The organism is Clostridium sp. 7_2_43FAA (assembly GCF_000158375.2).
Lineage (GTDB): Bacteria > Bacillota > Clostridia > Clostridiales > Clostridiaceae > Clostridium > Clostridium tertium.
Map to the genome: position 1 here is coordinate 2,980,309 of NZ_JH815222.1, position 13,147 is coordinate 2,993,455.

Below are 13,147 nucleotides of genomic sequence, written 5' to 3' on the forward strand. Positions count from 1 at the left end.
ATGCATTTGCTTCTATTATTTCTACTCCTTTTTGCTCACATAACTTTCTCAATATTACTCCTATATCAATCTTTATTTTTCCATAAATTATTTGTCTTCTATACTTTGGTGCAAAAACTATATGATATTTACAATTCCATTTACTATGTGCTAAACTACTATTATCCATATTGGATACCTCCTTGTATTATAGTTGTGGTCGGCAAACCTACTATAATTTTACAACGGAGGTTTTTTTATTTCTACTCACCGCTAGAAGCTTTCCGGAACCACAGGTCGAACCTGTGGTATTCTAAATACAATAAAACCGAGAAAGCTCATATCTATGGCTTTCTCGGTATTTTATAGTTTATTCAAACTCTATAGTTGCTGGTGGTTTTCCTGTACAATCATACATTACACGGTTAACACCCTTAACTTCATTTACAATTCTAGTTGTTACTTTTCCAAGTACTTCCCATGGAAGATCTGCTGATTCTGCTGTCATAAAATCACTTGTAGTTACTGCACGAAGAACTACTGCATAATCATAAGTTCTTTCATCTCCCATTACTCCTACTGAGCGCATATTAGTAAGTGCTGCAAAGTATTGGCCTAGTTCTTTATCAACTCCAGCATTAGCAATTTCTTCTCTGTAAATTGCATCTGCATCTTGAACTATTCTAACTTTTTCAGCTGTTACTTCACCAATTATACGTATTCCAAGACCTGGTCCTGGGAATGGTTGTCTGTAAACTAGTTTTTCTGGTATTCCAAGCTCTAAACCGACTTTACGTACTTCATCCTTGAATAATAATCTTAATGGTTCGATTATTTCTTTAAAATCAACATAATCTGGAAGTCCTCCAACATTATGATGTGATTTTATAACTGCTGATTTTCCTAGACCACTTTCAATTACATCTGGATAAATAGTTCCTTGTACTAAGAAATCTACTGTACCTATCTTTTTAGCTTCCTCTTCAAATACTCTTATGAATTCTTCACCAATTATCTTTCTCTTTTGCTCTGGCTCTTCTATTCCTTTTAACTTTTCATAGAATCTTTCCTGAGCATTTACACGTATAAAGTTAAGATCGTATTGTCCATTAGGTCCAAATACTTCTTCAACTTCATCTCCTTCATTCTTACGAAGTAAACCATGATCAACGAACACACAAGTTAATTGACTTCCTACAGCTTTTGAAAGTAATACAGCAGCTACAGATGAATCAACCCCACCTGATAATGCACATAATACTTTACCATTTCCAACTTTTTCACGTACTTCTTGAATTGTTTTCTCTACAAATGAATCCATTTTCCAATCACCAGAACATTCACAAACATTATATAAGAAGTTTGATATCATCTTTGTTCCTTCTTGTGTATGCATAACTTCAGGATGGAATTGAACTGCATATAATTTCTTTTCTGGACACTCCATAGCAGCAACTGGACAAACTGGAGTATTAGCTACAGTCTTAAATCCTTCTGGAGCTTTTTCTATGTAATCTGTGTGACTCATCCAACAAATAGTAGATGCTGATACTCCATCAAATATCTTTGAATCTACATTAACATCAACCTTTGTCTTTCCATATTCGCTTACAGGAGCAGTAGCAACCTTTCCTCCAAGCATATGAGCCATTAATTGTGAACCGTAACAAATTCCAAGTATAGGTATTCCAGCTTCAAATAAAGTTTTATCACATAAAGGAGAATCTTCCCCATATACACTATTTGGTCCACCTGTAAATATTATTCCCTTTGGATTCATTTCTTTTATTTCATCAACACTTAAAGTATGCGGGTGAACTTCACAATAAACACCACATTCTCTAACTCTTCTGGCTATTAATTGGTTATATTGTCCACCGAAGTCAACAACTAAAATTAACTCTTTATTCATGGGTACCTCCAAAATTTTTTATTGTCTACTATTATAAGTTTAAATTAAAAAGTGAAAGAATGAAAGAGTGAAAAAATTATGGTAATTATTCAACTATAGTTGAATAATTAAATTTCATTTTCCAATAACTCTGTCTGTCTGAGTTATTTCATCAACTCTTTCACTGATATTTAAAATTTTAATTTTAAATGAATTTTCATTCGTTCGCTTTTCCCTATAACTCAGTTCGCTTGAGTTATCTCTTTAATTATCTATTATTCATTATCCATTATCAATTGTCTTTTACTTGCTGTAGTTTGGTGATTCCTTAGTAATATTAACATCATGTGGATGGCTTTCTCTTATTCCTGATGCTGTTTGAACTACAAATTTTGAATTTTCATATAAATCCTCTAAAGTAGGTGCTCCTAAGTATCCCATTCCTGATCTTATTCCACCTAATAATTGATAAATTGTATCTGCTACAGCACCTTTAAATGCAACTCTTCCTTCAACGCCTTCTGGTACAAACTTCTTAGTTCCATTTTGAAAATATCTATCACTTGATCCCTTTTCCATTGCTCCAAGTGATCCCATTCCTCTATAAACTTTGTAGCTTCTTCCTTGATATATTTCCATTTCCCCTGGTGCTTCTTCACAACCTGCAAACATTGATCCCATCATTGCAACAGATGCTCCACCAGCTAATGCTTTAACTATGTCTCCTGAGTATTTTAATCCTCCATCTGCAATTACTGGAACTCCATGTTTTCTTCCTTCTTCCGCACAATCCATAACTGCTGTTAATTGAGGAACTCCAACACCTGCCACGATTCTTGTTGTACATATTGATCCTGGTCCTATACCAACCTTAACACAATCTGCTCCTGCTTCTATTAAATCTCTTGTAGCTTCAGCAGTTGCTACATTTCCAGCTATAATTTGAAGTTCTGGATATTTAGCTTTTATTTTTCTTACTCCATCCATAACTCCTTTTGAATGCCCATGAGCTGTATCTAATGTAATAACATCAACATTAGCTTTAACTAAAGCATCTACTCTATCCATCATGTCTTTAGTTACTCCTACTGATGCTCCACATAATAATCTACCTTTTTCATCTTTTGCTGCATTTGGGAAAGCTTTTACTTTTTCTATATCTTTAATAGTTATTAATCCTTTTAAGTTGTTATCATCATCAACTAAAGGAAGCTTTTCTATTTTATGTTTCTTTAATATTTCAAGGGCTTGTTCTAATGTAGTTCCTTCTCCAGATGTTATTAGTGGGCTTTTTGTCATAACTTCAGAAACTAATCTATCATAATTTGTTTCAAAAACTATATCTCTATTAGTTATTATTCCAACTAATTTAGTTCCTCTAGTTATTGGAACTCCTGATATTCTATATTGAGCCATAAGTTCTTGAGCTTGTCTTATTGTATGATTTTCAGATAAGAATATAGGATCTGTTATTACTCCATTTTCTTGTCTTTTTACTCTATCAACTTCTTTAGCTTGATCTTCTATAGTCATATTCTTATGAATTATTCCTATTCCACCTTCTCTTGCAATTGCAATAGCCATCTTAGATTCTGTTACAGTATCCATACTTGCACTCATTAATGGAATATTTAATGTTATTTTTTTTGTTAATTTAGTCTTTAAGCTAACCTCATTAGGTAAAACCTCTGATTTATTTGGTACTAATAATACATCGTCAAAAGTATAAGCAGTTTTAATAATTGTTGCCATTAGTCTTCCCCCTTAAAATGATTTTTTTCTTTCATTATTTTAAATTTATGAATTAAATATTTCTTTCCATTCCTATTTTTATGTATAAAAAAAGACATACTAATCTTCTAAGTGAAGTTAATATGCCTAAAACACTATATGACAAATATAGGTATAGTATATCAAAATCACTCATAGTCGGAAATTTAAGGTTTCCGGTAGATACTCTCTGCCATATTCAGAGGATATACGAGTTATTTATGTCTGACTACTTTTAATTTATAGATATTATATATCTACACCATTTCATTGTCAATAAGTTTGCAATTTATATTTCAAGTAAAATTTATCAATTGATGGCAATCATTCTCCCAAATCTATTGAATAAATCCCACTATTATCTAGAGAAAGTCTTTTTAAATTATTTTCTGCTGGAGTATAGGTTGAATCGAATACTAATGCAACTCTATAATAATTTTGAGCTACCCTTTTATTTCCAATTAATTCTTCAATAACTCCAAATAGATTTTCTATCTCAGCATTGCTGCTATCCATTACTAAAGCTTCTTTTAAATATAACTCAGCTTTAGAATATTCATTATTTATTATAGCCTCTCTAGCTTCTTTTATATATTTCTTTAAATCATGATTAGCTTTTAATATTTTTATCTTGCTCTTATAGCATTTTTCATTATATTCCATACTTACCTCCTATATCCTAATATAATAGAAGATCATTAATTTAGTTTAATATTGTATCCTTACAAGTCTATATCCAACCCCTATATGAGTTTGTATATAAGTATTCTTTTCACAATTTTTCTCTATCTTCTTTCTTAAAGTAGCCATAAAAACCCTTAATGATGGGACTTCACTTTCATATGCTACCCCCCATATCTCTTTTAAAATATAGGTATGAGTAAGAACCTTTCCTACATTTTTGGCTAACAAACATAAAAGTTTATATTCTATTGGAGTTAAATGTGTTTCTTCTTTTCCTACAAAAACACATCCTGATACATAATCTATCTTTAAATCTCCATTTATAAATTCAGTACTTTCTTCTTTTTTTGTATTATCATAATTCATCTTTCTAATAGCAACTCTAATTCTTGCAAGAAGTTCATCTACACTAAATGGTTTAGTTAAATAATCATCTGCACCAGAATCCAAAGCTTCTATCTTATCTTTATCTTCACTTCTAGCACTTACAACTATTATTGGGCAATTAGACCAAGCTCTTATTTTCTTTATTATATCAACCCCATCTATATCAGGTAATCCTAAATCTAATATAATGATATCAGGCTTATGTGATGTCGCTAGTATCATTGCTTGCTCCCCATTTTCTGCTGTAAAGCAGTTATAAGAATGAATATCTAATGTAGCAGATATAAAATTTCTTATTGCCTTATCATCCTCAACTACTAAAATTGATACCTTCATCATTTACCTCCACTTGTGATAATGTAAACCCTATTATTGTTCCATTGGGTTTATTATTTTTAACATAGATTTCTCCATCATGAGCCTTTATTATAGACTTGCAAAGCGCAAGCCCTAATCCTAACCCTCTTCTACTATCACCTTTATTTCCATCAACAGTAAAGAACATGTCAAAAATACACTCTTGATTTTGTTTGCTTATTCCTGCACCATAATCTGCAACTTCTACTATTACTTTTTTACCTTTAGTAAACATATTTATTTGAATTTCTGTTCCTGGCTCAGTATATTTAATTGCATTATCTACTATATTTATCATAACTTGAACTATTAACCTTACATCTACATCTACCATTAATAAATCATCTTTTAAATTGACCTTAACTTTATAATCTGAAATTTTACGATTTACATGTTCAAGTGCTTCATTTATTATTTCTTCAATTAATTGTGGTTCAGTATTTAATTTCGCATTTCCATTATCTAATCTAGAAACTGATAATAAGTTTTCAACTAAATTTATTAACCAAACTGAATCATCATAAATATCTGATATTAACTTTTTCTTCGTTACTTCATCAAATTCATTATTTAATATAGAACTAGCACTTCCAGATATACTAGTAAGTGGTGTTCTTAAATCATGGGAAACTGCCCTTAATAAATTTGCCCTGAACCTCTCATTTTCAGCTTGCATTAAGGCATTTTTCTTAGATTCATTTAAAATATATTTCTCTATTGCAAATGAAATTTGACTAAGCATTGCTTCTAATAATGACTTTTCTCCGCTATCAATATTTTCATTTTCTCTCATAACTATTCCTATTACAACCATAACATCATCTTGCCCAATAAGTGGTATATACATAGCTTTAGCACCTGGAAGTGTATCCGTACTAATCCCTGCTCGTTTTCTATTTTTTATTACCCAACTAACTACAGCTTTTTCATCTTCACTTGTATATTTCCTATCTATTTCACTGCCATCCTCATATTTATAATTATATATACGCTTTATATTTTCATTATCTACTTCATATATTATAATTGGATTTTTTAGAAACTTATATAATTGCCTTTGAGCTGTTAATATTATATCTTCTAAATTGTTAGTTCTTTCCAAATCCCTACTTGCTTCTAATAATATATTTGTTCTATTAGCAATAACAGCTGATACATTTGCTTGATATTTAACTTTGTTAGTTAATGTGCTTGTAACTAGTGCAGATGTTAGCATTGTAATAAACGTAACTAGATATCCTGGGTCATAAAAATCAAGTGAAAACCTTGGATCTGTAAAAAGAAAATTAAATAATATTACACTTGCTAATGAAGCTATTCCTCCATAAATAATTCCATCAGTTTTATTTGATATTAATAAAACACCAAGTATAAAAACTGTTATTACATTAGCTTCACTAAATCCAAGACTATATAAAATTGCACTTATTCCTACAGATAGTGCTAGTATTCCTAGTGTTTTTACTATATCAGAACTTGATAGCTTTATATTTTTAACTTGATACTTTCTTTTAGCTACAATATCTTCACTATCTGGTATAACGTATAAATCTATTTCTGGAGCTAACTCTATAATTTTATCTACATATCCTAACTTAGACCTTAACAAAAACTTTCTTCTTTTTGTTCTTCCAAGTATTATCTTTGATACGCCACTTAATTTTGCAAATTCTGCAACTTGATATGGCACATCATCTCCATATACAGTTTCTACCTTTGCACCTAAATCTTCAGCAAGCTTTAAATTTTCTCTAAGCTTTTGAATATTTTTTTCACCTAACTCCTTTGAAACTATTGTTTCTACAAAAAGAGCTGTAAACTCAGCATGAAAAGCTTCCGCCATTCTAGCTGCTGCTCTTATAACTTTAGTATTTGAAGGTGATGAGCTTAAACATACTAATATATGCTCATTAGTATGATATATCCCTTTGCTATAGCTCTTATTAACAGTAACTTCTTTATTAACTCTATCAGCAGTTTCCCTTAATGCAATTTCACGTAATGCGGCTAGATTTTCTCTTGTAAAAAAGTTGTTCAGTGCCCTTTTGGCTTGCTTTTCCCTGTATATTTTACCTGCATTTAATCTATCTATAAGATCTGAAGGCTCTATATCAATAAGCTCAACTTGAAATGCATCATTGAAAAATCTATCTGGCACTCTTTCCTTTACTACAACATGAGTAATTGATGCAATTATATCATTTAAACTTTCTATATGCTGAACATTAACTGTTGTATAAACATCAATACCTGCACTTAACAACTCTTCTATATCACTATATCTCTTCTTATGCCTTAGTCCATGTGCATTTGTATGTGCAAGCTCATCTACTAATATTAATTCTGGCTTTCTTTCTAATGCTCCATCTAAATCAAACTCTTTTAAAGTTATTCCTTTATATTTAACTTCAAGTTTTTGTAAAAGTTCTAATCCATCTAAAAGAGCTAAAGTCTCTGGTCTTGTATGTGGTTCTATATATCCAACTACTACATCTACTCCAGCTTTCTTTGCAGCATGAGCAGCATCCAGCATAGCGTAGGTTTTACCTACACCAGCTGCATAACCAAAAAATATTTTTAACTTTCCTCTTTGATTTTCCAATTCTTCTTCATTAATTTTTCTTAATAATTCTTCTGGATTAGGACGAGTTTCATTCATTTATAGCACCCCTGTTTTTAATTAATAATTGATAATGGATAATTACCCATTCTCCATTGTTATAGCTTTCCATCTAAGGCAAGATTAACTTGTAATACATTTACAGTTTCTTCTCCAAATACTCCAAATGTTCTTCCCTTTGTGTATTTTTCAATTATTTGCTCTACTTCATCAGTACTTATATTACGTGCCTTTGCAATTCTTTCTACTTGATATTCAGCTGCTACAACTGAAATATGAGGATCAAGTCCACTTCCTGATGATGTAACTAAATCTACTGGAATAGGTTCATCTTTTTTATCAGGATTTGATGCTTTTATTTTTTCTATTCTCTCACTTACTAGCTTTTCATATTCCTCACTTGCAGGACTTAAATTTGAAGGAGCTGCATACATTAAAACTTCTCCATTTTCATTTGTAAATGTACTTGTATCTAAATTCATTACACGTCCCCACAAATATTCATCTCCAGTGAACTCCTGAGCAAGTAATACACTACCATATTTCTTTCCATTAACTTCTATAATACTACCATTTGCTTTTTCTTTAAATAGTAACTGTGAAGCACCTGTTATAAAAACTGGATATATTAATCCACATATTATCATAAATACTAGTATAAATTTAAATGCTTTACTTATAACTTTCATAATTTATACCTCCTATTATACTAAACCAAGCATAGTTATTATTATATCTATAATCTTTATTGCTACAAATGGGGCTATTATTCCTCCAAGACCATATACTAAAAGATTTCTTGATAATAACTTACTAGCTGGAACTTCTCTATATTTTACACCTTTTAATGCTAATGGAATAAGCGCTATTATAATTAAAGCGTTATATATAACAGCTGAAAGTATTGCACTTTCTGGACTACTTAATTTCATTATATTTAATTTTTGTAGCTCAGGATAAAGACCTAAAAATAACGGTGGTATTATGGCAAAGTATTTTGCTATATCATTTGCAATACTAAATGTTGTTAATGATCCTCTTGTCATTAAAAGCTGCTTACCAATTCTAACAATTTCTATAAGTTTAGTTGGTGATGAATCTAAATCAACCATATTTCCAGCTTCCTTTGCTGCTTGAGTTCCTGTATTCATTGCAACAGCTACATCTGCTTGCGCTAAGGCTGGAGCATCATTTGTTCCATCACCTGTCATTGCAACTAAATGACCTTTCTTTTGAAAATCCTTTATCATATCTAGTTTTCCTTCTGGTGTTGCTTCTGCTAAGAAGTCATCAACTCCTGCTTCTGCTGCTATTGCTGCTGCAGTAAGTGGATTATCACCAGTTATCATTATAGTTTTAATCCCCATTTTTCTAAGATCTGCAAACTTTTCTTTTACCCCTTGTTTAACTATATCTTTCAAGTGTATTATTCCTAATACCTTATTATTTTTAGCAACAACTAAAGGAGTTCCCCCAACCTTAGCTATTTCTTTAACCTTCTCTTCACATTCCTTTGAAAAGAAACCGCCTTTTTCTAAGACATATTTTTTAACTGCATCTGAAGCTCCTTTTCTTATTTCATTTCCATTAAAATCTACTCCACTCATTCTTGTTTTAGCTGTAAATTCGATAAAAGTTGCATTAAGACTACTCATATCTCTTCCTCTAATACCAAACTGTTCTTTAGCTAAAACTACTACACTTCTTCCTTCTGGAGTTTCATCTGCAAGAGATGCTAATTGAGCTGCATCTGCTAATTCTTTTATATCAACTCCATCAACTGGTATAAATTCACTAGCTTGACGATTTCCAAGGGTTATTGTTCCAGTCTTATCTAACATTAATATATCAACATCACCAGCTGCTTCAATTGCTCTTCCACTCATTGCTAAAACATTTGCTTGATTTAGTCTACTCATTCCAGCTATACCTATTGCTGATAATAAAGCTCCTATAGTTGTCGGTGCTAAGCAAACTAATAATGCAATTAAGGAAGTAATTGAAGTACTGTTTACCATACCTGCTTCATTAGAAATAAATACTGAGTAAGTGTATAAAGAAACTGTTACTATAAGAAAAATTATTGTAAGTGATACTAGTAATATTTCAAGCGCCTTTTCATTTGGTGTTTTCTTTCTAGCCGCTCCTTCTACCATAGCTATCATTTTATCCATAAAGCTTTCACCAGGATCATTACTTACTTTAATTACTAGCCAGTCAGAAATTACTGTTGTACCACCAGTTACTGCACTTCTATCTCCACCACTTTCACGAATAACAGGTGCTGACTCTCCTGTTATTGCACTTTCGTCAACTGAAGCTGCACCATCAATAACATCCCCATCTGCTGGAATTTGATCTCCAGCAAAAACAATAACAATATCGCCTTTTTTAAGTTCTGTTGAATTTACTTTTACAGCTTTATCTTTTTCTTTTGCTGATGGTATTTTGCTTGCCACAACATCCTTTTTTGCTGAACGTAATGCATCTGCTTGAGCCTTTCCACGTCCTTCTGCAATTGCTTCTGCAAAGTTTGCAAATAAAACTGTAAACCATAGTAAAACTGTTATTCCTAATATGAAGCTTGGAGAATTATCTTTAATTCCAAGTAAAGCTACAAAATATAGAATAGTTGTTATAATAGAAGCTATATATACTATAAACATTACAGGATTCTCTTTTTGTATCTTAGGATTTAACTTTACAAATGAATCCTTTATTGCTCTTTTAACCATTTTCTTATCAGATAAAATACTATTATTATTTTTCATATATTATCCCCCCATTCTATCCTATCATTTGGAAGAATTCAGCTATTGGTCCTAATGCAAGTGCGGGAAAGAAACTTAATGCTCCAACTAAAAGTACTACAAACACTAAAAGACCTATAAACAATGCATCATGTGTTGGTAATGTTCCTGCACTTACTGCTACCTTCTTCTTTTTAACTAATGAACCTGCAATAGCAAGTGTTGCTATTGCAGGTACAAATCTTGCAAATAACATAACTAGTCCAATACTAACATTTATAAATGGTGTATTTGCTGAAAAGCCTGCAAAAGCTGATCCATTATTCCCACCTGCTGAAGAATATGCATAAAGCATTTCTGAGAAACCATGTGCACCTGAGTTATTAAGACTATCTATTACACTTGGAACTACTGACGCTATACCACTTCCTATTAGTGTTGCAATTGGTGTTGCAAGGCAAACTAACATTGCCATCTTCATTTCAAATGGTTCTATTTTCTTTCCCAAATATTCAGGAGTTCTTCCTACCATTAAACCTGCCATAAACACTGCTATAATTGCAAAAGCTAACATTCCATATAATCCACAACCAACTCCACCAAATACAACTTCCCCTAGCTGCATAAGTAACATAGTTACCATTCCACCTAAAGGAGTATAACTATCATGCATTGAGTTTACTGATCCATTAGATGCTGCTGTTGTAAATGCTGCCCATGTAGAAGAAGATGCTATACCAAATCTACTTTCTTTACCCTCCATATTTCCGCCTGCTTGATTTATTGTAGATACATCTACAACTCCACTTTGAGCAAGCTGAGGTGTTGCATTAGCTTCATTTACTGCTATTACTGAAAGAGCAATAACTAACATTAAAAACATTGCAATAAATATTGCTCTACCTTGCCTCTTATCCTTAATATTTCTTCCAAATGTAAAACATAAAGCTGCTGGAATTACTAATATTGATATCATTTCTACTGCATTTGAAAAAGGTGTAGGATTTTCTAATGGATGAGCTGAGTTAACTCCAAAGAATCCACCACCATTAGTTCCTAATTGCTTAATTGCAATTTGGCTTGCTGCTGGTCCTTGTGGTACAACTTGTTTTGTTATAACTGTTCCATCTTCAAGAGTTATAGGTTGTAATAATTCAACTTCTTGGTATGCTGAAAAGTTTTGCACAACTCCTTGAGATGCTATTAATAATGATACAACTATTGATAATGGCATTAAAATATGAATTATACTTCTTGTAGCATCCACCCAGAAGTTTCCTATAGTCTTTCCTTTCACTCTAGTAAACCCTCTTATAAGTGCAAATAAAACTGCTATACCAACGGCTGCTGATACAAAGTTTTGAACTGTTAATCCGAGCATTTGAGTTAGATAACTTAACTGACTTTCTCCTGAATAAGATTGCCAATTTGTATTAGTTACAAAACTTGATGTTGTATTAAAACTTAAATCCCAAGTAACTCCTTTAATACCTTCAGGATTCAAAGGTAATATACCTTGTACTATTTGTAATAAAAATAAAATTACAAATCCTATAACACTAAAAGCAATTATTGAAACTGAATACTTTTTCCAATCCATTTCCTCATCTTTATCTATTCTTAATATCTTGTATATAAAGTTTTCTATTGGATTTAATATTTTACTTAAGAAAACTTTTTCTCCATTCATTACCTTCCCAATATACTTTCCTAATGGAATAGCTAGTACAACTAAAATTATCAAATATAATGAATACTGTATTATTGAGTTAATCATTCATTATCACCTCTTAATAAAATATAAGTTAAATAAACAAATAGCGATAAGGCTGCTAAACCAATTAAACTAGTAACAACTATCATTATTTCCTTCCCCCTTTCATCTAAAATTATATAAAAATTCATATAAAGATAGTGTTAGGATTAATAATGATGATATTAAGATTGTATAAAGATTATTTTGATTGTACAAAAAAGGAGGTCGCATTACGCGACCTCCTTAAAAAGTATCTATTATTTTTGGTATATTACTTTTTCAATTATCCTTGCTCTACTACCAAGGATAATTGCCTTCTCTATTTCTAGGAATCTTATTAGTGTATTAATAATATAATTTATATCTTTATCTAGTAATCCATACATTTCCTATAATTCCTTCTCTAATTTATCATGAATTCTTTTCAGTTCTTTGCTTCCATCTTATATTTTTAATTTCACCGTGGTTAAATACTCCAATATAATTAAAATAAATTATCATTAAGCATATATACATATTATCATATCCTATAAAATTATTAGTTAAAACTAAGATAATATAAATGATAAGTTATTTCAAATTCAAGGGTATAAAGAAATAACCTGAGACCCTTGAAAGATTATTTATTTTATATTAAGTACAAGGGGGTCGCGAAATAAACTGATACCTATAGACTAGACACTAAAATAAAAGGGTTTATGTCTATAGGTATTTTTTATATAATTAAATAAACAGATGGAGGTTACTGAATGGGTAGATTTTTATTAACGAGAGAAGATATTGAAAAATTAGAAAAGAATAAATATGTAGCTAAAGCAAGTGAAACAACAATAACTTATACTTTTGAGTTCAAAAGATTATTTATAGATGAATATATTGCTGGAAAACCAGCACGGAAAATTTTTGCTGAAAATGGATTTGATATAGCTATGATTGGAATTAAAAGAGTTGAA

Annotated in this window: 10 protein-coding genes and 1 riboswitch; of the genes, 1 reads left to right on the forward strand and 9 read right to left on the reverse strand. The window is 31.1% G+C overall.

Annotated elements, in window-relative coordinates; all coding sequences use genetic code 11:
• The 9 genes from tnpA to kdpA form a co-directional block, all read right to left on the reverse strand.
• The coding region (tnpA, locus tag CSBG_RS15145) for an IS200/IS605 family transposase (protein ID WP_008680929.1) at positions 1 to 169 on the reverse strand (169 nt) is incomplete at its 3' end.
• Positions 170 to 349: 180 nt separating this feature from the next.
• Positions 350 to 1,891: a glutamine-hydrolyzing GMP synthase gene (gene guaA / locus CSBG_RS15150; RefSeq protein ID WP_008680930.1), complete on the reverse strand. Its 1,542-nt coding sequence runs from the start codon at positions 1,889 to 1,891 to the stop codon at positions 350 to 352.
• 282 nt (positions 1,892 to 2,173) lie between these two features.
• Entirely contained in the window at positions 2,174 to 3,622 is a 1,449-nt protein-coding gene (gene guaB / locus CSBG_RS15155; RefSeq protein ID WP_008680931.1) for an IMP dehydrogenase, read from the reverse strand.
• Positions 3,623 to 3,776: 154 nt separating this feature from the next.
• Positions 3,777 to 3,874: riboswitch (purine riboswitch) on the reverse strand.
• Positions 3,875 to 3,964: 90 nt separating this feature from the next.
• Positions 3,965 to 4,303, reverse strand: coding sequence for a hypothetical protein (locus CSBG_RS15160; RefSeq protein ID WP_008680932.1), 339 nt, complete (start codon positions 4,301 to 4,303; stop codon positions 3,965 to 3,967).
• A gap of 45 nt (positions 4,304 to 4,348) precedes the next feature.
• On the reverse strand, positions 4,349 to 5,047 hold the full coding sequence (locus CSBG_RS15165) for a response regulator transcription factor (protein WP_008680933.1): 699 nt from the start codon (positions 5,045 to 5,047) through the stop codon (positions 4,349 to 4,351).
• Entirely contained in the window at positions 5,022 to 7,727 is a 2,706-nt protein-coding gene (locus CSBG_RS15170; RefSeq protein WP_008680934.1) for a sensor histidine kinase KdpD, read from the reverse strand. Before CSBG_RS15170 ends, CSBG_RS15165 begins: the two co-directional genes overlap by 26 nt.
• A gap of 59 nt (positions 7,728 to 7,786) precedes the next feature.
• On the reverse strand, positions 7,787 to 8,377 hold the full coding sequence (gene kdpC, locus CSBG_RS15175; protein WP_008680935.1) for a potassium-transporting ATPase subunit KdpC: 591 nt from the start codon (positions 8,375 to 8,377) through the stop codon (positions 7,787 to 7,789).
• Between the two features lie 15 nt (positions 8,378 to 8,392).
• Complete coding sequence (gene kdpB, locus CSBG_RS15180) at positions 8,393 to 10,459, reverse strand: potassium-transporting ATPase subunit KdpB (protein ID WP_008680936.1); 2,067 nt, start codon at positions 10,457 to 10,459, stop codon at positions 8,393 to 8,395.
• Between the two features lie 16 nt (positions 10,460 to 10,475).
• A complete protein-coding gene (gene kdpA, locus CSBG_RS15185) occupies positions 10,476 to 12,215 on the reverse strand; it encodes a potassium-transporting ATPase subunit KdpA (RefSeq protein ID WP_008680938.1) in 1,740 nt (579 codons plus the stop codon).
• Positions 12,216 to 12,943: 728 nt separating this feature from the next.
• Between kdpA and CSBG_RS18630 the strand changes: the two genes are divergently transcribed.
• Positions 12,944 to 13,147: HTH domain-containing protein (locus CSBG_RS18630; protein ID WP_008680945.1), on the forward strand; the 204-nt coding region annotated here is incomplete at its 3' end.